Annotated in this window: 19 protein-coding genes; 8 read left to right on the top strand and 11 right to left on the bottom strand. The window is 36.7% G+C overall.

Annotated features, from left to right (window positions below; genetic code table 11):
• The first annotated feature begins 142 nt into the window (after positions 1-142).
• Positions 143-919 (top strand): radical SAM protein, encoded by a 777-nt coding sequence (locus D0T60_RS10820; RefSeq protein ID WP_163218198.1) that lies wholly within the window; start codon positions 143-145, stop codon positions 917-919.
• Here D0T60_RS10820 and D0T60_RS10815 read toward each other — a convergent pair.
• Together D0T60_RS10815 and D0T60_RS10810 are read right to left on the bottom strand one after the other, a co-directional pair.
• A complete protein-coding gene (locus D0T60_RS10815) occupies positions 913-1,890 on the bottom strand; it encodes a phosphatase PAP2 family protein (protein ID WP_163218197.1) in 978 nt (325 codons plus the stop codon). The two genes, D0T60_RS10820 and D0T60_RS10815, sit on opposite strands and share 7 nt — an antisense overlap.
• Positions 1,881-2,891: an NAD(P)-dependent oxidoreductase gene (locus D0T60_RS10810; protein WP_163218196.1), complete on the bottom strand. Its 1,011-nt coding sequence runs from the start codon at positions 2,889-2,891 to the stop codon at positions 1,881-1,883. Before D0T60_RS10810 ends, D0T60_RS10815 begins: the two co-directional genes overlap by 10 nt.
• A gap of 84 nt (positions 2,892-2,975) precedes the next feature.
• Between D0T60_RS10810 and rnr the strand changes: the two genes are divergently transcribed.
• From rnr to D0T60_RS10775, 7 genes are all read left to right on the top strand, one after another.
• On the top strand, positions 2,976-5,120 hold the full coding sequence (gene rnr / locus D0T60_RS10805; RefSeq protein ID WP_163218195.1) for a ribonuclease R: 2,145 nt from the start codon (positions 2,976-2,978) through the stop codon (positions 5,118-5,120).
• Positions 5,121-5,448: 328 nt separating this feature from the next.
• Positions 5,449-6,288: a hypothetical protein gene (locus D0T60_RS10800; RefSeq protein ID WP_163218194.1), complete on the top strand. Its 840-nt coding sequence runs from the start codon at positions 5,449-5,451 to the stop codon at positions 6,286-6,288.
• Positions 6,272-6,631 carry an adenosylmethionine decarboxylase gene (gene speD / locus D0T60_RS10795; RefSeq protein WP_163218193.1) on the top strand — a complete coding sequence of 120 codons (360 nt, stop codon included), beginning with the start codon at positions 6,272-6,274 and terminating at the stop codon, positions 6,629-6,631. The genes D0T60_RS10800 and speD overlap by 17 nt, the downstream gene beginning before the upstream one ends.
• A gap of 9 nt (positions 6,632-6,640) precedes the next feature.
• A complete protein-coding gene (locus tag D0T60_RS10790) occupies positions 6,641-7,732 on the top strand; it encodes a DUF4178 domain-containing protein (RefSeq protein WP_163218192.1) in 1,092 nt (363 codons plus the stop codon).
• A gap of 140 nt (positions 7,733-7,872) precedes the next feature.
• Entirely contained in the window at positions 7,873-8,076 is a 204-nt protein-coding gene (locus tag D0T60_RS10785) for a DUF350 domain-containing protein (protein ID WP_163218191.1), read from the top strand.
• A gap of 4 nt (positions 8,077-8,080) precedes the next feature.
• Entirely contained in the window at positions 8,081-8,290 is a 210-nt protein-coding gene (locus D0T60_RS10780) for a DUF350 domain-containing protein (RefSeq protein WP_163218190.1), read from the top strand.
• On the top strand, positions 8,291-9,817 hold the full coding sequence (locus D0T60_RS10775; protein WP_163218189.1) for a polyamine aminopropyltransferase: 1,527 nt from the start codon (positions 8,291-8,293) through the stop codon (positions 9,815-9,817). It abuts the gene before it with no gap.
• Here D0T60_RS10775 and D0T60_RS10770 read toward each other — a convergent pair.
• The 9 genes from D0T60_RS10770 to D0T60_RS10730 form a co-directional block, all read right to left on the bottom strand.
• Positions 9,764-11,284: a TolC family protein gene (locus tag D0T60_RS10770; protein WP_163218188.1), complete on the bottom strand. Its 1,521-nt coding sequence runs from the start codon at positions 11,282-11,284 to the stop codon at positions 9,764-9,766. The two genes, D0T60_RS10775 and D0T60_RS10770, sit on opposite strands and share 54 nt — an antisense overlap.
• A gap of 13 nt (positions 11,285-11,297) precedes the next feature.
• Positions 11,298-12,635 (bottom strand): HlyD family efflux transporter periplasmic adaptor subunit, encoded by a 1,338-nt coding sequence (locus D0T60_RS10765; protein WP_163218187.1) that lies wholly within the window; start codon positions 12,633-12,635, stop codon positions 11,298-11,300.
• Entirely contained in the window at positions 12,604-14,814 is a 2,211-nt protein-coding gene (locus D0T60_RS10760; protein ID WP_163218186.1) for a peptidase domain-containing ABC transporter, read from the bottom strand. Before D0T60_RS10760 ends, D0T60_RS10765 begins: the two co-directional genes overlap by 32 nt.
• Before the next feature lie 34 nt (positions 14,815-14,848).
• Positions 14,849-16,666 (bottom strand): erythromycin esterase family protein, encoded by a 1,818-nt coding sequence (locus tag D0T60_RS10755; RefSeq protein WP_163218185.1) that lies wholly within the window; start codon positions 16,664-16,666, stop codon positions 14,849-14,851.
• Between the two features lie 71 nt (positions 16,667-16,737).
• Entirely contained in the window at positions 16,738-17,529 is a 792-nt protein-coding gene (locus tag D0T60_RS10750; protein WP_163218184.1) for a hypothetical protein, read from the bottom strand.
• Positions 17,530-17,559: 30 nt separating this feature from the next.
• Positions 17,560-18,474 carry a hypothetical protein gene (locus D0T60_RS10745; RefSeq protein ID WP_163218183.1) on the bottom strand — a complete coding sequence of 305 codons (915 nt, stop codon included), beginning with the start codon at positions 18,472-18,474 and terminating at the stop codon, positions 17,560-17,562.
• Positions 18,471-20,324 carry a glycosyltransferase family 2 protein gene (locus D0T60_RS10740; protein ID WP_163218182.1) on the bottom strand — a complete coding sequence of 618 codons (1,854 nt, stop codon included), beginning with the start codon at positions 20,322-20,324 and terminating at the stop codon, positions 18,471-18,473. The genes D0T60_RS10745 and D0T60_RS10740 overlap by 4 nt, the downstream gene beginning before the upstream one ends.
• A gap of 584 nt (positions 20,325-20,908) precedes the next feature.
• Entirely contained in the window at positions 20,909-21,949 is a 1,041-nt protein-coding gene (locus tag D0T60_RS10735) for a BACON domain-containing protein (RefSeq protein ID WP_163218181.1), read from the bottom strand.
• An 11-nt stretch (positions 21,950-21,960) separates the two neighbouring features.
• Positions 21,961-23,235 (bottom strand): DUF4302 domain-containing protein, encoded by a 1,275-nt coding sequence (locus tag D0T60_RS10730; protein WP_163218180.1) that lies wholly within the window; start codon positions 23,233-23,235, stop codon positions 21,961-21,963.
• Between the last annotated feature and the right edge of the window lie 9 nt (positions 23,236-23,244).

The following is a 23,244-nucleotide window of genomic DNA, read 5'->3' as shown; positions in this document are numbered from 1 at the left end:
GCACCTCCCCCTTGCAGGGGAGGAATTCCTGCGGCATCGACTCCTCCCCTGCAAGGGGGAGGTGCCCAAAGGGCGGAGGGGGTATTTTATAAATTAATTTTGAATACCTACTTAGAATAAAAAAGGATAGAATTTAAAAACAATGTCAACCATACTATTTCCTGCACCAATTTTTGGTCCCGTACATTCCCGTCGTTTGGGAGTTTCATTGGGTGTTAACCTGCTTCCTGCCAATGGCAAGCTGTGTTCCTTCGATTGCATCTACTGCGAATGCGGATACAATAAAGACTTTAAAACCAAAACACCGCTTCCTACTCGCGAAGAAGTATACCATGCTTTGGAAACTAAGTTGAAGGATATGCAAATCAACGGTCCTGTGCCCGACGTTATTACCTTTGCCGGTAACGGGGAGCCTACCATACATCCTCATTTTGCCGAAATAATAGACGATACGTTGGCACTACGCAATATATATTGCCCCAAAGCCAAAGTCAGCGTATTGAGCAATGCTGCCCATATTTGTAAGCCAAAGGTTTTTGAGGCTTTAAATAAAGTAGATAATAACATACTCAAACTGGATACCATTGATGAAGGCTACATCCGTTTGGTAGACAGGCCGGTGGCATGTTACTCTTTGGAAAAGGTCATTGAATGTATGAAAGCCTTTAAGGGCAACTGTGTGATTCAGACCATGTTTCTGAAAGGAAAGCATGATAATATGGATGTGGATAATACTTCCGATAAATATGTGCTTCCCTGGATAGAAACCATCAAAGAAATAGCTCCCCGTCAGGTAATGATTTATACGATAGAGAGGGAAACTCCCAATCAAAATCTACAGAAGGCCACTCGCGAAGAACTCGACAGGATAGCAGATTTACTGACCAAAGAAGGAATATCCGTAAGTGTATCTTATTGAACAGGTTGCTTAAACATCGGAACTGCAAACCACTTCTTAAACATTTTAGTCACCAATATATAGAGTGCAAAGGCCGATAGGAATCCTGCAATGGAGTCTATCAGGTAATGCGCCTGTATATAAACAGTGGCCATGCAAAGCAGCAGATAGAAAGGCATTAACCCGATAAACAGCTTACGACTGGCACGCCAAGCCATAATCATCAGAATGGTAGAAATACCTACATGAGAGCTTGGGAAAGCAGCCGTAGGACGTTCGCCTACTTGTTGAGACGTTTTTACCAGGTTATAAAAGAAGCCTCGGTCGTATTCGGGGGCAAGGAGTACTTCACTGTTATGGTCGAAATAATCGCCGATGGCAGGAAAGATTCCTTGGGCTACATTTTCTTCTCCAATCACAGGAAAGTAGAATTGAGGTCCTGCACAGGGAACGAATATGTAGATGAAGTAATATATAAAAAAGCATCCCACCAATACAAAAGAGAGCTTTTCGAAGAGATCATATCGATGAATAAAGTAGTAAATAGCCACAATGGCCATCATTGGGTAATAAAAGAAGTATCCCATATTCAGCGGCTCACTCACCCACATCTGTGGTAAGTGATGAGAGAACATTATAGCAGGCTGGCATCCGAATAACCATTGCTCGGCCGAAGCAAATGCATGATCCAGATTTGGGAGTACTCTGTTAAACTCAAACGTATCGGGATACCAATAAGAGAGCAGACTCATTTGAATAGCTATGCGTACAAAAGCCGAGAATTTGCAAGGAGCCAGACGATAAACATACATCAAAAGAAAAGTCATACAAGCGATGGCTGCTCTATCAACAAGCATTTGCACCGGATGATCCATTCTTTGAAATAAGAACAGAATAAGTATAGTAGTTAACAGATTGTAGATCAGCGAAATCTTTTCTACAGCAAATAGTCCTTTTCGCGATTCTACTCTTTTGAATAAATTTAAAGCCATCCTTCTTTTTTATACCAGTTGATTGTTTCTTCAACACCTGCTTTCAAATCGTACATTGGTTTATAACCTAATTCTTTGATAGTAGGGGTTATGTCGCATCTCCAATTCCTTTGCTTCATAATAATATATTTATCCGCATTCAGTGTACTTGGTTTGCCTGAAACGGACGCAAAAAAACCGAGGAGCAAAGATACAGTTTTCAAAAGAAATAAAGGACACTTTATATGAATAACAAATGGATTGCCTAATTCTTTTTTTATTAAACAGGAAAAATCACGGCTATTATACACATTTCCATCGGAAAGGAAATAGGCCCTTCGCGACACTCCTTTTTCAATACTCAGGAATACAGCATTTACTATATCCTTTACATATACGAAGGTTAAATCCTGTCGTTTAAATCCGGCCGAGAAATCAATATGATTACGAATAGACTTGGCAAGCATAAAATAATCTTCTTCGCGCGGACCATATACTCCTGTAGGACGGAAGATTACATAAGGGAACCCTGGAATACTTTGTATATAAAGTTCGGCTTTGAGTTTACTTAATCCGTAACCCGTATTAGGCTCGGGGGTATCTTGTTCGCAAATGGGTTGATTATCCTTTTCGTGAATAGCACCAAAAACGCTTAATGTACTGATATAAATAAACTGCTTTGGAACCATGTTGAGTTCGCGTAGCGTGTCTACAAAATATTTGGTTTGCAGATAGTTTACTTTATCAAATTCTTTGGGGTTGGTAGTTTTGGTTAATCCTGCACAATGAATGATATAATCGAATTTATTGTAGGTTCCTTTATGTCCCGCAAGTTGGGCACGAAGCTCGTTTGGGTGAGCGAAATCTAATTCCAGAAAGTGAATTTTACGTTCGCGCAAGTATTTCTTACTACTTGTAGATCGAATCCCTGCCCAGACACCTAACTTGCGTTTCAGTGCTTCTTGTACCAGAAAACTACCAATAAATCCACTCGCACCTGTAATTAAAATGCTCATCGCCATTCTAAAATGATAAAGATTAATATGCAAATATAGGATATAAATTGATTTATTTGTTTTCTTTGTAAGACTAAAATTTTATTGATTATGGGAAAAAAAGGTGGAAAGAAAGCAGGTAAGAGAATGAAGAAGAAAGAATTGGCAGAAATAGTATTAAACTTTTTCCATGCCAAGCCTACTGAAACATTCACTTTGAAGTATATATTTTCGGAATTAAGGCTGACTACTCACCCGTTAAAGATGCTCTGTGTAGACATTCTGCACGAGCTTTTGGCAGATGATTATATTGTTGAAGTAGAAAAAGGCAAATTCCGTTTGCACAACCAGGGGAAAGAACTGACAGGTATTTTCCATCGTAAGAGCAATGGAAAGAATTCATTTATCCCCGATGATGGAGGAGAGCCTATATTTATTGCAGAGCGCAATTCGGCTCACGCCATGAATAATGATAAAGTTCGTGTTGTTTGTTTGGCCAAGCGTAAGAATAAAGAAAAAGAAGCAGAAGTGGTAGAGATTCTGGAGCGTGCCAACGATACCTTTGTAGGTACGCTGGAAGTATCCAAATCGTATGCATTTCTTGTAACAGAAAACCGTACGCTGGCCAATGATATCTTTATTCCCAAAGATAAACTTAAAGGCGGAAAAACTGGTGATAAAGCCATTGTAAAGGTGGTAGAGTGGCCCGATAAAGCCAAAAACCCTATTGGGCAGATTATTGATATTTTAGGCAAAGCAGGAGATAACACCACCGAAATGCATGCCATCTTAGCCGAATTTGGTTTACCATACGTATATCCCAAATCTGTAGAGAAGGCTGCGGATAAAATCCCTGCCGAAATATCAGAAGAAGAAATAGCCAGGCGCGAAGACTTCCGCAAAGTAACAACCTTCACCATCGACCCGAAAGATGCCAAAGACTTTGACGATGCCCTTTCTATTCGCAAACTGAAAGACGGCTTGTGGGAAGTAGGCGTACACATTGCCGATGTTACTCACTATGTAAAAGAAGGAGGAATCATCGACAAAGAAGGAGAGAAGCGAGCTACTTCCGTTTATCTGGTAGATCGAACTATCCCTATGCTTCCCGAACGTTTATCGAACTATATCTGTTCGCTTCGTCCTAATGAAGAAAAGTTAACCTTCTCTGTAGTTTTTGATATCACGGAGAAAGGAGAAGTGAAGCAATCACGTATTGTACATACAGTTATTAACTCCGACCGACGTTTTACCTACGAAGAGGCCCAACAAATTATTGAAACCAAAGAAGGCGACTACAAAGAAGAGATATTGATGCTCGACACCATGGCTAAAGCCATTCGCGAAAAGCGTTTTGCCAGTGGAGCCATTAACTTCGATCGTTATGAAGTCAGATTCGAGATAGATGAAAAAGGTAAACCTATCAGCGTTTACTTCAAAGAATCTAAAGACGCCAATAAACTGATTGAAGAATTTATGTTGCTTGCCAATAGAACTGTTGCCGAGAAGATAGGCAAAGCCCCTAAAGGTAAGAAAGCCAAAGTATTGCCTTACCGTATTCATGATTTACCCGATCCGGAGAAATTAGAGAACCTTTCTCAATTCATTGCCCGTTTCGGATATAAAATACGTACAGGTGGTTCGAAAACAGAAGTGTCTAAATCTATCAATCGCCTGTTAGATGATGTGCATGGAAAGAAGGAAGAGAACCTGGTAGAAACCGTTTCCATTCGTGCCATGCAGAAAGCCCGTTATTCGGTGCATAACATTGGTCATTACGGATTGGCTTTTGAATATTATACGCACTTTACGTCTCCCATTCGTCGCTATCCCGATATGATGGTACATCGTTTGGTTACGAAGTATGCAGATGGTGGGCGAACCGTTTCCGAAAACAAATACGAAGATATTTGCGATCACTGTTCGAATATGGAGCAAATAGCTGCCAATGCAGAAAGAGCTTCTATCAAATACAAACAGGTAGAGTTTATGATGGACAAAATAGGGCAGGTATTCGACGGAGTTATCTCGGGTGTAACCGAATGGGGTATTTATGTAGAACTGAATGACAACAAGTGCGAAGGCATGGTACCCATGCGTGACCTTGATGATGATTATTATGAGTTCGACGAAAAGAATTATTGCCTCCGCGGACGAAAAACGAACCATACATATAGCTTGGGAGATGCGATTACAGTGAAGGTAGCCCGGGCTAATCTGGAAAAGAAGCAACTGGACTTTGTGCTGGTGGATTGAGGAAAAAATAAAGGGAGTGTTTTATTCTAAAAGAGGCTATCTCAAATCAAAAAGATAGCCTCTAATAAGATAGTTCTTTGAGGGAAATTATCAAGTATTATGGGTTGATTCACCACAGATTAACACAGATTCTCACAGATTATTAACTAAAAATTTTATCATTTTTGGTCTTGTAGTGGAATAATTTAATCTGTGAGAATCTGTGTTAATCTGTGGTGAAATCTCCTCCTTTTCGAACTATTCATCATTATTTTTTTATTCAACCCATTTATAAACCGAGTATTTTTATTTAAGTTTGTGCCTTGAACAAACAATTAAGATAAGATACATGAAAACTTTTTTTAGTTCCGAAATCCTTCAGTACTGGGAAATTCTGTGTGAGTATATCAATCCCTTCTCTATATTTATGTGGGGTATTATAGGAGGTGTTATAGGCTTTTTGGTAACCATTGGTTTGATGATTTATTTTCGTAAAAAGATACTGATACCCCGAAGACACTGGACACTAAAAGTACTTGCTTACTGCTACCTGATATTCTTTCCTCTTTATATCGGTTTTTGTGCTACGCAATGGGCAGCTCTGCACAATTGCGAAAAGCAAATAGTACAGAATATACCTAAATATCTGGGAGAAACCAACGAACTGTTTAATAAGTATTTGAAAGCAGAAGTCATAAAGATTATAAGCGAAGAAAAACTTCAATCAACCGGGCACGAACTTCTTGATGAGGCTGTTGGTGGTGTTCAGAAAGCATCCGGTGTGTTGTTGAAAAGTGTAGGAATATCAGAATTGAACTCTACTAAGGAAGCAGGTGTTGGCAATGCCTTTGCTTCTTATATAACATCTATTTTGGCCGAAACGGACGTTCTTCGTAAGTACGTAGTTACTGAAGTTAAGAAGCAAGTAGGCAAAAACGTTCTGCTCATGAATGAAGAAGCTACGAATGAGTTTTTTGATATTGAGGTAGCCAAAGTCGTTGATAGCGGAATATTAAATACAGTGTTGGAGAAACATGTAAATAATCTGTTTGGAAGCTTTAAACTCAATGTGTGGTTGATGCTTTTACTGGGTATTGCTTTGCCGATAATAGAAATAGTGATTGCTTGTTATCTGTTTAAATCCGATCGCAAAGAGCAACAGTTAGCCAACAATGAACCATCAATTTAAAGGAAGTCATATATTAGCCGAATTGTATGGGGTATCTCATATAATCGGCTCTGAATCTGACCTTAAATCTTATTTGGAGAAATGCTGTAAGGAGGCAGGTGTTACCCTGCTGAAGTATGATTATGCAGCTTTTGACAATGGAGGATATACAGCCTTTACCTTGCTTGCCGAGTCTCATATATCCATACATACTTATCCGGAATATCAATCCATCTTTTTAGATGTTTTCACTTGTGGAAATGCCAATACAAGAATGATTGTGGATAGGTTATGCGATTATTATTTGCCGGAAAGAACACATATTCAGGCAATAGAAAGAGGTAATGAGGATTTCATTAAATAAACCAAGAGTGTGGAGAAAATAATTAATCCGGCAGAACAAGATTTTGCCTATTGGAGCTCCTTGTCGGTAGGTCAGAAACTGAAAATAAAAGGAGAAGAATACTACATAGCAGGCTTTGTAAAGCATAAGCAGGGTACCTTTTATTGGAAAGAATATAAACTGCGCAAGGGTATAAAAGAGAGGTGGCTATCGGTAGAGAAAACGGGTAAGAATGGTGTGTTGCTAAGTTTGTCGCACAACGTTTCGTTCGCAAAACTCTCTTTTTCTTCGGATAGTAAGCAGGTTACCTATCAGGGTACTTTATTTCACTGTATTGATACCGGAGAGGCCCGTGCCTTAGAATCGGCAGGAGATGTAGACTTTGATTACAACGAGAAATTCTCCTTTGTAGAGTATGAAGCAGATGGTGGAAAACAACTATCCATAGAGAAATGGTCGGATGAAACAGAAGCCTCTTTAGGAGAAATAATCGAGCAATCGGATATCGAAATATTAAAAGGCAAAATAAAGAAAAGTGTAAAAGGCATAGGTTGTAATTGGACGGTTCTGATGATAATCGGCTTTTTCGTATTCTTAGTATGGGAGCCTGTATCCGCCTGGTTCAGCTACCCCATTCGCGATGGAATAAAGAAAAGCTATGATTTTTCTTATGTAACCACTGTCACCTCCAACAACAAGTCGAATACCAAAAGCGGTATCTACTCTACCGTTTTATCTACTCATGCAGCTTGTCAGAAGATTATTGAAATGGCTCCCGAGGATATTAAGGATGTAATTACCTCCAATGATTCGATAGGAGATGATCAGATCTTAATTCGAACCAACAAGGAAACCGCTTTAATTTATATGAACGAAGAATATAAAACTTATATTCAGATCAGTAAGAAAGAAGAAGACCCTCAAGGATATACCTCATATAGAGCTTATCATCCACGGCGTTTGCATCGTTTTTATGTCTCCGGTTCAACCTGGTCGAAGAATAAAAATGAAAGTTCCGACGAACTCAATACCTCTAAATATAATACCTACGTATCAAGTGCACGACAAGCGAGTATCAATGCGCGGCGGTCACAGGGGGGAGGTACAAGTTTCGGTAAATGATTTGAGTTTATAGTTTTGAGTTTGGAGTTTATAGGCTTTGCTATATAAGTTAACACAGGCAATAAATTTCAATCCATATCTTAAAACTCCAAACTATAAACTTCAAACTTAAAAACTATAAACTCAAAAACTAAAATAACATGTTACAAATCTTAAGTTCGGTAGGATACGGTGTATTAGGCATTCTGCTGCTCATAGTAGGAGTCGTTATTATGGATCTGGTGATTCCTTATAAATTCACCCGCGAGATATTTGAAGAGAAAAGTACCGCTACGGGTGCACTTGTTGCCGGTATTTTTATCGGGTTGGCTATTATTATCAAGTCTGTAATTATAGGAGGATAAACAAATGAGTATAGATGGTGTACTTTCAACGTTGCAATACTGGTTGGTAGGTATTATATTATTCATTGTGGGATATTATGCAATGGTTCTTTTGTGTAAAATCATCAAAGTGAACCTGAATCAAGTAATCGACGATCATAATACGGCAGCCGGAGTTGCCATGGCTGGGTTTATTATAGCCATTGGCATTATTATAAGCGGAGCTATTCAATAAATGGAACAGAAACCATTTAACGCTACTCCCTTACTTTTTACCACCCTTTTAATCTCTATATGCTCTATTGTATACGAGCTGATTATAGGGAGTTTAAGCTCTTATTTATTGGGAAACAGCATTACGCAGTTTTCCATTACCATCGGTCTTTACCTCTTTGCTATGGGGATAGGATCGTATGTATCTAAGTATTTGAATAAGCATTTGTTCGATACATTTACGTTGGTAGAAATATTGGTGGGTATATTGGGCAGTTTCTCAAGCCTCCTGCTGTTTATCTGCCATATCTATACCAATATCTATCCATTGGTGATGTACCTGATGATTCTCTCTATCGGTTTGCTGGTGGGTGTTGAGATTCCTTTGCTGGTACGAATCATTGAGGGGCATAAACAGAATATCAAATCGAACATAGCCAATCTGTTTGCTTTCGATTATATCGGTGGACTGATTGGTTCTATTGCATTTCCTTTGCTCTTGCTTCCCCGGTTGGGCTATGTAACCACAGGTTTTGTAACCGGACTTATTAATTTGATAGCAGCCGCTATTATTGTATTCAGATACCGGGATAAGCTTCGTTACAGACATTTCTTTCAGAACATTTTATTCCTTTGTTTTGCCGGGGTGCTTACGTTTACGTTGATAGGAGATTATCTAACCGAGAACCTGGAATCGGGTTTATATCGCGATAAAATAGTCTATACCAAGCAAAGTCTTTATCAAAAGATTGTACTCACTAAGCATAAAGATGATTTGCGCCTCTTTCTGGATGGGAATGTTCAATTCTCTTCTGCCGATGAATATCGCTATCACGAGCCTTTGGTGCATGTGCCTATGGCTGTGAATCCGCAGGCTAAACAGGTGCTTTTGCTGGGTGCAGGAGACGGATTGGCCGCCAAGCAACTACTAAGATACCCAAACGTTGAATCCATCACCCTCATCGATTTAGATGAGGCGGTAGTAACGCTTTGCAGAGAGCATCCCGAAATAAGTCGTTTAAATGAGGGTGCTCTTTCTCATCCGAAGGTGAAGGTTGTTCTTGAAGATGCTTTTACCTACCTTGAGCGAGCCGAAAATAAGTACGATGTGGTGATTATTGATTTACCCGACCCTAATAATGATGCCTTAAATAAGCTCTATACCACCTCTTTTTATCGCTTGGTTAAACTGAATCTGGTAAAAGGTGGAGTAATGGTTACCCAATCGAATAGCCCGTATTTTACGAAGAATGCTTTCTGGTGCATTTATAAAACGGTGGGAGAGGAGTTTGAGTATGTTATTCCTTATCATGTAAATGTACCTTCGTTTGGCGATTGGGGCTTTAATCTGGCTACGGATATAAGAATAGATGCGGATAGCCTGCGCCTTCCTCCGAACGTGGATTATAAATATTTGAATGAGAGTAACTTTTCGTCTTTGTTTCGCTTTGCAAATGATGAGAAGGTTGATTTGGAGAAGATAAAGATTAATACCCTATTTAAGCCGGTGCTGATTGGGTATTATGAGGGGGATATAGGGAGGATGTAGAGAGAATAAAACAGATAAGCTTTCTTGTTTCTCAAAATCATAAAGCGTTATCTTTTTTATTTTGTAATAATAAGTCCAGTAGTATTTAAGAGAATTAATATAGTTTCTTTGTGCTTCTTTGTACCTATTCAAGGAAAGGGTGAGAGTACTAATATCTGCTTTCCCTACTACGAATCGTTTTTTATTGATTCTATAAGCTTCATCTGCCAAAGACAAAACTTCCTGTGTAGAAATAATCTGTTCCTTCTGATTATTAAACTTTTGAATAGCAGAAATTAGTTCCTGCTCCATGCTCTGCGTCTTTTGTTGTACAGAGAACTTAGCTACTTCCAGATTGCTCTTAGCCATGTTTATCTGTCCTCTTTTCATTCCCCAATCCAAGATGGGTATGGTCAGACTCACTGTTATTATATCTTGTTGCAAGGGTCGTCGATAAGCATCAACAAAACGATTAGCTACCTGATTAAAACCTATACTGGCAGAGAGGTCAGCTTCAAATATTGTCTTTCGTTTTCTATCTACCTCTCTTTCGGCTTCCAGAATTTCCTGATGGTAGGCTAAATAATTTGGATTATTGCCACGAGTATGTAGCAAAGCATTGTCTATAGAGATTAATATATCTTGATTCATACTCTCGGGTAACTTAAGCGAATATACTTGATTGTTATCCAGATTCAGAAATGATAAAAAAGCGAATCTGGCATCCTCCATATTCAGTTCTACTGTTTTGAGGCTATTCTGAGCATTAATCTTATCTAATTTTAAAGTGAGTACATCTGCTTCTGAAATAGCAGATATTTTTTGCCTTTCCAAAGCAATACAATAAAGAGAATCTGTGGAAAGTAGATTCTCCACTGCCAACCTATACTCTTTCTCGGCTTGTACATAATTAAAGAAATATTGTAAAGTATTCTCTGCTATCTCCTGCTGACGATATAAAAATTGCCTCTTTACCTTTTCAAACTTAAGAGGTTCTATCTTACACTCCCATTTGAAGCTATTAAAACCAAATAATGCTTGGGAGTAACCTACCCGGATTGGTATACTATTGAACTGTGTATAACTATTCTCTCCAAAATTTTTGCTATAGCCTAACTCCGAATTAATAAAGAATGTTCCTCCTGTTAAATCAAAATTCTGACTCAACGTGAAACCACCTGATGAATATAGTGACTCTTGCGTTCGATATACATCTATATTCTCCTGATAATCATAACGTTTTATAATATTCCGGTTATATTGTACCGGAGTCAACTTAAGTGAGAGGGCAGGCAGCCGAGCAGCTTTATAAGAGCGATATTCCCAATACCCGGCTTTATAATAGTTATCTGCAATAAAGGCTTGCAAAGAACTATCTGAGGCTATTTCTATGCACTGAAGCAAATCCAGTTCCCTCTCGTTTTGTGCATACAGAGAAATAGGAATAAGACTTATGATAGACATGAATAGGATACTAAATGCTTTCATCTGCTTATACTCCTTATTTAGTATTGAATTTTAGATTATCAAACAACCTTTCAATCAGCCTTCGGTCTTTTACAATAATATCGGCCTGTCCTCCAATTTCATATTTAAAATCGAGTTCGTCGCCATAGTTCGTAACCAAGCCGTCCGGCATATCCACCAGTACAAGGTAGGTATTTATCTTCCCTTGTGCCACTTCGTACTCATTCGTTATCAGTGATATAGATTTAACAATTCCTTTAATAGCACCAAATTCGGAGTAAGGATAATCATCTAATTTAATTGACACATTACTGCCTGTTTTTACTTTACCAGCGCCTACGGCAGGAAGTAATACCTGCCCCAGAATTACATTCTCTTTGGGGACGATACAAAACACATCAGTTCCGGCTTGTACAAATTGCCCATTCGCCCAGAACTTAAGGAATTCAACCTGTCCATCAAATGGGGCTTTTAAAACATAGGTTTGTTCCCACTGTTTCAGTTGATCGCTTAGGTCATGATAGGATGCAAACAAATCCAGATGAAGTTTTCTTTCTTGCTCCCGGCGCTCTACCGAAAGCTGAGACAGTCTATTCCGACTCTCTGCGATTTGCATTTCGATAGATGCCATTTCCTTTATCAAATTCTGATTGTTCTGTTTAGCAGATAAATAATCTGCTTTGCTTTTGTCTATTTCAAGTTCATAGGTGGTAATTAACTCTTTGTTGAGCGATGAATATTTGTCGAGCCACTTTCTGGATATTTCCAGATTCTCTGTGGATATATTCAAAGCATTTTTTGTTTCATCCAGGATTTTCTCCCGCCACTTGATTCCTTCCAGTAAGCTAATCTGTTGCTGTTCGTATTGGTTATCATCAGCATAGTCGGTAATACTTTTTAAAGAAGACAAGAACGAATAATATTTCATATTTAATTCTCCAAGTGACACTTTCTCGGGGAATAAGGTGCATGCTCGTTTAAATGTCTTGTACTCATTTGGGTCAAATTCATTGATCAGGGTTGCCACTTTGCGAATATCTTCTGTTTTTGCCGAGTTTTGAATGATGGCAATATAATCGCCTTCTTTAACAGTATCCTGAGAGGTTACATTCAAAAGTTCTATTTTTCCGGAAGTATGAGCCGGAAGTTTAATCGGAGCTGTATTAGAATTGATTGTAATCTGACCCGAAACAACATCCGGATATTTTATCAACCATCCGAATGTAAACAGAAGAATCGTAAAAATAATTACCGCCCGGGCTACCCATTTCCCGAACGAAGTGGGCATGCGATCTATAATATCGCTCACTTCTTCGCTACGATTCAGATTTTCTTTTTCCTCAGGCTTCAATTTCAGCAGTTTCCAGTTCATATTGGCTTTGTATTAGTTCGTAATAGTATCGCTGATTGCTCATCAGTTTTTCGTGGCTACCCATTTCTGTAATCATACCATCTTTCATTACTATAATTTGGTCTGCTTTTTTAATGGTACTCAGGCGATGGGCTATAACCACTACCGTACGGTTTTTAAATACATTATGTAAAGAAGATACAATCTTTTGTTCATTAATGGTATCTAATGCATTAGTTGCTTCATCTAAAAACAGATAATCCGGATCTTTATATAAAGCCCGGGCAATAAGAAGTCTCTGTTTTTGTCCGCCACTGAGTCCACGCCCCATTTCGCCAATTACTGTTTGATAGCCTTGCGGCATGGCCTCTATTTCTTTGGCAATGTTGGCTATTTGAGTTGCTCTTTGCAGTGCTTCATAATCTATTCTTTCTTCATTTAATACGATATTATTCTGAATCGTATCATTAAATATTTTTCCTTCCTGCATGACACTCCCGCATTTCGCTCGCCATTGACGCAAGCTTACGCTGTTTATATTCATGTCTCCAATACAGATTTCTCCGTAAGAAGGAAGATATAAACGTAAAAGCAACTTCAAAAGTGTTGATTTACCGCAACCACTATCGCCAACAATGGCAGTAACTTTTCCTTCTGGAATTTTGAGGTAAATGCTTTTCAAAACTAATGGGGAGTGGCGCGAATATTGAAATGACAGATTTTTGACAATTAAATCTTTTTGACTTGGTAATTCCAGATTATTATTAGCCACAGGAGTTAATTCGTCTTCATCAGTAAGTTGATGAATTTCATTAATCCTCATAAAGCTAATTTTAGCATATTGCGCCGACTGGATAAATCCTACAAACTGAGCCACTGGTCCATTTAACATTCCGATGATAAATTGAGTAGAAATCATTATCCCAAAAGTTATATCTCCGTTAATTACTGCTATGGCACAAAAGAAAGTAACAGCCATATTCTGCATTCCGTTAATAAACTGAGAACCTAATGTTTGTGCATTGTTGATATTCAGTATTTTGACATTCAACTTATAAAGCCGAGCCTGAATCCCTTCCCATTTCCATCGTTTGGTATCTTCGTAATTATTTATTTTTATCTCCTGAATGTTTTCAATAGTTTCTACCCAGTAGCTCCGGTCTTTAGATATAAGTTCGAAATATTCCCAATCTAACTTTTTTCTAACTTTCAGAAATACTAATATCCAGGATACATATATAATACTTCCGGCTATAAATATGAAAAAAATGATTTTGTTAAAGATAAGCAGAATGACACTGAAAATAAAAAATGTAATTGTTGAGAAAAGCATTCCCAGTGAGTTGTTCATAATAAAACTTCGGATGCGTTCATGGTCATACGCCCGTTGCAAAATGTCTCCTACCAGTTTATTCTCAAAGAATGAAACAGGTAACTTCATCAGTTTTATCAGGTAATCGGAAATTAAGGAGATATTTACCCGAGTAGTGATGTGGAGTAATACCCAATCTCGCAATACATTGGATAAGGTGATGCTTAATAATAATACAATATTAGCACTTAATACCATATATATAAAAGTAGTATCACGGGTATGGATGCCGGTATCTATTACTGCTTTGGATATGAAAGGGAGAAAGGCCTGCAATATGGTAGCAATCAGCATGATGAAGAACAAAACACCAAATGATTTCTTGTAAGGAGTGAAATAGCCGAGTAGATTCTCGAAGCTTTTCAGACGCTCTATCTTTTCATGGGCTTCAATTTGTTGAAAAGAAGCTGTTGGTTCTAAAGCCATCAGAGTGCCATAATTGGCTTCTTTTTTATACCATTTCTTTCTAAATTCTTCTGTAGTGTAAGAGGTTAATCCTTTGGCCGGATCAGATACATAAATCTTATTCTTCCTGGTTTTATAAACAACTACAAAATGATTCCCTCCCCAATGAACGATAGCGGGTAAAACGACTTTTTCAATTAAATCATTCATCGGAATATTAACGGAAATAGTCCTCAAACCTATTTTGTCCGCAGCATAGCTTATATCTAATAAAGAGACTCCTTCGCGGGTAATTCCACAAAGATCACGCAAATACTGCAAAGAGTAGTACTTGCCATAATATTTAGCAATGATTTTAAGGCAGGTAGGACCACAATCTTTTACATCCATTTGACGCTCATTAGGGAAGGGTGTTAGTAACATGTGTTTTATTTACAGGGTTTTAATTATAAGCTTATTATTTATTGGCTCTTGTTTCTTTAAGAAATGCTGCTCGCTTTAGTGTTTTTTTCCAAAAATAGTTTTCCTTCGTATACGGATAATCATCTTCAAAGCTATTGCTATTTTTTATAAAAATAAGACCATCAATATTCGCTGTTAGATTATTGTACATAAAATTCTTACTATAAATCAGTCCTTTATCTCCAATACTTCGAAGAGAGTAAATAGTGTGTTTCAATTTGGCGGTAGGGTAATAGAAGTAGGTGTTTTTTGTTTTCATACATATAGCTTCTATACTGTTTTCAATTACATCATCTAATTGTGTTTTTGTAAATTTGCGTGTACTTTGTCCCCTTGTGGTAATCTCTCCTGCTCCAACAGTAAGCCCTATGACCGAATAATTATCTTTATATTTATTAAACAAATAGTTACCCATAGTAAGAGATTCATGATTTGTGATTTTTCTTCCTCTCTTTCTTAAATGACCCAAATGAGCATAGATTATTGCCGTTTCTTTTTCTTGAAGATATGTAGATATAAAAGAATCAGCGTTTTCCCACATATAATAGTCATATGTTTCCATATTTAAGTCTTTTTTCCCTTTATCTATCTGGGCTACGTTTTTAAGTATACGGCAGAAAAATGCAAAATTATTTTTGCCTGTCAATTGCTCCAATTGGGCGGCATTTTGGGTTACCCATTCCATCGCTTTTGTTAATTGCTGCCTATGTAGATTATCTAATAAAGGAAGTAAAAGGTCTTTGTGCGCTTCATCATAAAATGCATAAATAAAATCGAATAAAGGAGATTCTATAAATATATGTACATCAACAAGTCCTAAAAAATACACTTTTCTTTCACTCGTTTTATTATATTCTCTCAACCACTCTAAGAAATCAACGAATACAGGCATTGAAAGATGCATTGATCGCATCTCTTCCCTGATATTTGATATTTCGGATTCTGGAATTTTACCTTGTATAAAGAGATTTAGTTTTAAAGAAGAAGCTGCTTCTCCTTCGTAAAGAATTAATTTGCAGTTATTGTATAATATGGCCTTTTTTGCGATTTCAAACACTGTTTCGTTGATTTCTTTGCTTCCGTGGATCGTTTCCCCTAAACCTATGATAGATTTTCTATCCATTTGAAAGTTATTTAAGACATTTGCATCTGTAGGAGAAAGGGGGTAGATATATTTTACATCCAGCTTTTCTTTTTTTACTTTATTAAAGTTGTTTATAGATGCTATTTTATTAATGTCTTTATTCGCTACTTCAATAGATATTCTATCTAAATATATTGTTGGAATTTCTTTATTTTCAGTTTCGGGTGTTCGGGTGCCTTCACCTGATAGAGAAACAACAAAGTATTCTATACCTTCCAAATGTGCTTCAAAAGAATTATATTTCCATTCCCCCTGATTATTTATATTCAACGAATCTTTATATATAGTATTTTCGTTATTGTCAATACCAACTATCATTAATTGACATTTATCCATTCCAATACATTTATTATAAATGGAAATCTTGATGTCATTTCCTTTTGTAAATAAAGAGGGGACTATAAATTGTTGATATAATGAAAAATCTAATTGATGAAAACGATACCCATAATAATCCACTTCTATAGCTCCAATAGTTATAGGATATTTTGAATTAATGAGTTCTGTACTATCTATTTTAGGTGGAGTGGATATATTTAATTTCCAGACAAAATCAATTGAATCTGAATAATTAAAATTCAGGTTGAAACGATCTTTTGCTGTGGTAGTACAAGATGATAAAAAGAATGTGTATAAAAGAAGTAAATGTAAATGTGATGTTTTATGCATATTATTTTTTCTATTTGGTAAAATTAATAGCGTTCCTTAAAAGGAATGCTATTAATAAGAGTGTGTAATGCTTATTTACTTTCATACAGCAAATTTCTACTATTATCATATACCTTGTAAGTAGGTAATAGGTCGCTAGCCGAATTTCCGTTATACATTTCTACAGTAATTGCTCCTGAATGACTTCTTTCTATTAGTTCAGCGGCTATATTTTTTGTTTCCTCCTCAATTCTATTTGTGACACTTTTAGAAACAATATTAAGACCAGGAATCAAATTAATCAATATCCCAGCTACCTTATTATACCACTCTTGTTCACCTCTTTCGCCAATGAATTCGCTTGATGAAGGATAATAGGTTGTAATTGTCTGAGTACCTCCAGAATGAGTTGTAGTTCTTGTTCCACTTACTCCATAAATTGTTGTTTCAGCTTCTACATATCCCCATCCTTCAACATATCCTCCTGACCATTGCCCATTATCAGCCAACATTTCAAAATGTGCTTGACTTACTGGGTTAACTGTGCACGCTCCATATGCATACCATGACCCTCCAAAGAATACAGAAGCACCCAAATCACTCATACTACTGCAACTATAACTGCTTGATGATGATCCGGAATTAGAATCACTGGAGCCAGAATAAGAACTGGAACTATATCCATAGCCATGCCCTCCGGAGCTGCTTGAACTGGACGAACCATCTGAAGTTCTTGTCCAATAGGAATTTCCAGCCTCATCAGTATCCCAAGTACCATGATCGTCCCAATAGTCGCCGCCTTTAGTAGCTCTTTGTTGTTGCTCATTAAGAACCATTGCAGTTTCTCTCAGAACTTTAAAACTGTCTTTTGTTAGTCTTCTCATAAATTAAATTAATTAAGAGTGAATAAATAATTATTGATTGTTTGATAATAGAGCAAACCCCAGTCCTGCTAATCCTTTTGAGAAAAAGAAATCATTGTGACATAAATTAATTTGCTTATCGTTTACAAAAGTACCTGTGTTTTCTGTTAATTGTTTTTTGAAACTATTTTCTCCAAAGTATAACTCCTCTAACCATGAAGTTCTTATAAAATATTCCATATCATCTGTCCGGCTCACTTCCGCAAATGTAAATTGTGAAATGCTTTTCCATTTATTCCTTTGTTTGAGTGGAATAGAATTTACGATTCGATTGAAAATGAATACATCGGCAGAATCATACCATTTTTGTTCAGAGATTCTTTTTAATACATCCGGGATTATAACTCTTATAGATTTTATTAAATGATTGAATTGTTTCATTTTATCTGTTTCAATAAGAAAAAACAGAATAGAATTGATGTTATTTAGAGAGATCGTGCCCTTGTATCCATTTAAACCTTTGTGACAAAAGTCCAGACATTGAGTAATATATTGTTCAAATACAGGATTATTTGCATTGTCTCTTATTCTTTCTGTCAGATAGATGGCATGCCCAAAAATAGAGATAGATGGGTCACATCTCAAATGGGAAAAAACACGTTTATCAACATCATTTAATACTTCATTGGGGTCGCCCTCTACCAGTTTATTCTTTATCAGATAGTTTACTGCCCATCCGATGCCTGTTAACCCATCTTCAAAAGTGGTAGGAATCCTTGCAGCTGAAGCCAGTATTTCATCTAATAAATCATCTGCAAAATCACTATAGTATTTGCCATTGGAATAGCGAGCATAAGAATATAAAAACAAAGCAATCCCCATTTTTCCGTCCAACAGCCCTTTATTATCTGTATGATAACTATATAATAGAACAGTGTTAGCAATTCGTTGTAAATCTCTTTTCATGATTTATATTGTTTTGATTCCTTAATAATTTCTCGGAAGAAACGAATGATATCAGGCACATGATAATCAAAAGTAAATTCCAGTCTGTGTTTTCGTACATTGGCTTCTATTTTCTTTAAAGATTCTTTGTCGTTTAATTGATTAGCCAAATCTTTATAGCTTTTATAAAAAATCCCCATTCCATGCTTTTTGACATGATTTTGCATAGCTACTATGTGTTGTGAATTATCTCTTTGAATCATAGGTATCCCCGCAGCAGCCAATGTATTTATACGGGCTGGTATATTTAAGTCAGACCATCCGGCCCTCGGCAAAGAATTTTCATTAAAGGCAATAAAAGAATGGAGCCATCCCGCATCATATTTTGAAAACTCTTTCACCCATCCGAATTGGGAGCAATGAGAATGCAGATGAAAATGGTCAGGTGCGACTTTCCGGAACCGGGAAGTAACCAACTCATCTGAAACATGATTTTCATTATAAACGTGAAGATGAATGTTATTCTCGGCTAATATTTTCATGTCAAACGGACTAATTCCAATAATTCTTCCAATTACGACTGTGTGTATTTGTCCATCTATAGCAGATAGTTTATCCGAAAACTCTCCTTGGAAGCAATCTCCTTTAGGCAAGTCTCCATCTAATATATAAGAAGGACGAGGCTTTATTTTAGCGGGAACAAACAACTCAAACCAATCTTTAATCTCTTCATTCAAATACATTCTTCCATCTGCATAGGTATAAAGATCTATTAGTTTATGCCACAATCCGGATTTCATAGCCTCATGAGGTCCTTCTTTAAAATGCCACACGAAAGGAATACCGGCATTTGCCTTTAAGACTTCATAAGCAATATTAATAGCGCCAGTACTTAATTGGGCATAAATAATATCCGGTGTTATCTCTTTTACACGTTCCTGCCAGTTCTCATAAGGAATGTATTCTACATTTCCAAAAGGAAGAGGTCCCACTGTAGAAAAACAAAAAGAAGGTTGAGCCCAAAGTCCGTAAAGTTGATGGCCATGTTCTTCAAAAGCGTATATCCGCTCAGAATTATAAGCCAATTCTCCTACAATAAGAATTTTCAGTGATTCTTTCGAATGGGCTTTTTTATCCCGATAAGGGGCGTACATTTTATTTTCATCAATCGTTTTATAGTTTGTGGCTCGCATTCTTATTGGCTTCTGAACCTGATAGTAGTGCCTGTATTTGTTTAAGCCACCTCCTAATTTCTCGCTGGCAATTTTATGCCTTTGATGAGGGTGATTATTCCACTCACAAGTGATTTTCTTTGTGGGAACAAATGCACCTTTATCTGTCAGTTTTCTCCAAAAGGTGAAAAATAAATCATCTGAGACATATTCCTCGCGTTCTATCCATCTGTCCTGAGTTTTTCTATGGGCAGTTTGTACTAATAAAAGATTATATCCGGGTCTTATTCCGAAAGATTTTCTATATACTAAGAGCCCGCTTTCCGGTGATTCATCATATCTTACTCCACTAAAAGTTAAAACAATCTCTTCTGATTCATCTAATTTTTCTTTAAGTGAAGCTAAATGATTCTCATCGTAAAAGTCATCCGAGGGTAGGTAGGCGATATAATCATATTTAGCTATTTCTAATCCTTGATTAAGAGCGTATCCCATTCCTTCGTTAGAGTGATTTTTAATGTATTTTATCTTTTTATCGGAAAGTAAATCAGAGATATAGAACTCTGTTTCATCTGTGCAACCATCATTTATAATGATAAGTTCCCATTTTTTGTGTGTTTGATTTTGTAAACTTAAAATCGCCCTTCTTATAAAAGATGCCTGATTATATGTAGGCATAATAACTGAAAACCCATTCATAACATTGATTTAAGTAATTGGTAATTTGAATTGAATTTATTTCATTGCAAAAGAATATATTTTTTATTTATTATTCGATCAATTACTGGTCAAAAATAGATAATTATTGACCAAAATTAGCTTTTTTGAATGGTTTGGTGTGTGATTGGAGTTTAATGGGATGCTTTAGAACAATGATGTTTTGTGTGATATTTATCTTTTGTAATATTGAAAAAACATTTCCATTGTTTTTTATTTAGCAACCACTGATTAGAGTTTTCATCGATCCTTTGTAAAATGTAAAAGAAGATTGTTGTATGCGATTGTTGCAAAATATCGTTCCTATGACATGAATTCATTTGTGAAGCGATTAGGCAATCGCTCATTTAACGTTTAATCCAGAATAATTAAATAACGTTTTATAGTAACTTCATGTCAGTGTGTTCCTAATCATGTGAAAGATAAAGATTAATACCCTATTTAAGCCAGTGCTGATTGGGTATTATGAGGGGGATATAGGGAGGATGTAGAGAGAAGGATGAAAGTGTGTCATGAAGTTATGCATGGTGCAAATTTAGACACACCCTCAGTGTCTTTATTCCTATTTACTGTCTTATCAACATGCAATATTGTAGCCTTGCATAGTCGCCAACATATTTGCCGTCCGGTAGTTTTGCATTATATGCAGATACCCCAAGTGCATTGATTTGATATCCCGACCAGCTACCACTGTCTACAAAAGAATAAACCCATGCATCGATTCCGGTGTTAAGATCTGTAAGACCGGTATAATAAAAGGCCGAATTGGATGTGAAGTTTCCTTTAACCGGATCTTGTATAGTCAGATAGAGATAGTGCTGTCCGTTATAGCCCAAATATTGCCCTGCATTAATGGTTAATGTACTGCTTTTCTCTTCGAAAGAAACCATAGCTTTTGCATTATATGGGGGAATTCCAACCAAAGTAAATGATTCTCCATCCTTATTACCGACGAGTGTTACATTGGCAACACTCAATTTTCCTTTCATATCATAATAGAATAGTTGCCATGAACCTACTAAATCCTGAAATGTTCCCAACTGCTTTACTTCAACGTCAACCGATTTATTGTCGTTTACTAAGGTTATCATTCCTTTTCTGGGTTTTGTAGTACTTTCCACAGTAATAGAGATAGAGTTATCATCAATTACTTTGTAATTAATCCACTCGTCTTCTGTTTCAATAGTCACAGGCAGATTCGATTTGTACTTTATGATGGTTTCTCCTCCATTATAAACCGAAAAGTTTATAGCCTCATAATTATCAATCATTAAAACGGCTCCTTGTTGTGTTACAGGAATATTTATTGATTCATAGCCGTTGCTTACTGTGATTAAGGCATTTCTTCCTTCATAAGCAATATTGGTGGTAACATCAACATGTACTACATTTCCGGATGTGCTTACAGTACACCAATCTTTATTTGATTTTGCTTCAATAGCATGGATGCTTTCGATAATGATTGACCCTTTAGCCATTTCAGCATTAAATGTAACATCCGATTCTATTATTTTAAGGCTGCCGGTAAGCGGATCATCATCGCTGCTACATCTTATGCACGATATTGCAACCAATATCATTATAGATAGATTAAATATTCTTTTCATAATATATTCTGTTATTGTTTCACCATTTTCATGTTTGAGTAGAAATGGGTTTCATCATATATATAGTATTCATCTTTATAGGCAATAAGAAAGAATCCGATATGATCAGTCCCCAGTTTGTTAGATCGAAACTCTAAGGTTAATTTACTTGCATTCGATACATTGTACCCTATATATTGATAACTTTTACCCGAATCAAAATACATATCGCCCAACCAACTATAAACATACATAGAATATCCGTTCCATTCTTCCAGAAATTGTGAAGTAATGTGTGTTAATCCGGTGGTACGATCATAATTCATTGTGTAGTCCCAGTCTCCTGCACCTTTCAGAATAAAGGTTTTATTCTCAATATCAGCAATTAATGTTACTTTTCTTGTGTGAAACACCCCGTCAAAGTCATTATATGTAAGTGTGTAAGTACCCATATAATCATTATAATAGAGATAATCATCGGGATAGAAGCCTTCAAGCGTAACAGTAGCATTATCTGTACACTGATAAATTGACTGATCGGGATTCCATTCAAAGTTCTGAATGCAGGTGCCATGAATATCTACAGGGTTATAGAACGTAAATCCTTTATCTGTGATTATAGCATTTTGTTGGGCAAAATGGTGGTTGTTGGCATCTGTAAAACTAAAAAGCCTTGTATTATAAGAGTGTGTGGCAGAGGCTACTACCGCTCCGTTTATTTTTATATGGTAAGCCGGATAGTAATTATCTTCGGCCATTTCTATGACATCATTAATATAGTCTTCCCATTTTACTTCCGGGCTTACGGCTTTCAAAACAATCCTGTTTCCATATTTTTTCCCTTTCATTTCAATTCTTTGCGGAGTAACGTCCATGATTATAAATTCATAATCACCGGCATGGCCGTCTATATCTCCGCTTCCTAAAGGCTCCGAGAAGATATGGAATAATTCATTATAGGTATCGAAGGTTAAAACCGGTCCTGTATCGGCAATCAATTTATAAAGAGAAGTAACTTTGGTTCCCGGCAGTTGAGAAGTCATTACTTCTGTTGCCATGGTTACTTTACCTTCCGTATCGAATTTGCAGAAATAAGTGAAACCTCCCATTTTAGCCGGTTCTTTTTCTGCATAATATTCCATCAACCATCCGTTTTCTGCGGAGACTAACACTTTTTGATATTCCTTCAATGCCGCAGCTATTCTTTCGGCTGCAGATACATCGAATATCTCATCTTCATCATTCGAACATGATTGCATCGAAATAAGACCGATGGAAATAAATAGTAGATATATATACTTCTTCATAGTAATCTT

This window comes from Bacteroides sp. 224, from assembly GCF_010500995.1.
Classification (GTDB): Bacteria; Bacteroidota; Bacteroidia; order Bacteroidales; family Bacteroidaceae; genus Bacteroides.
This window is presented reverse-complemented; position numbering and strand designations above follow the sequence as displayed.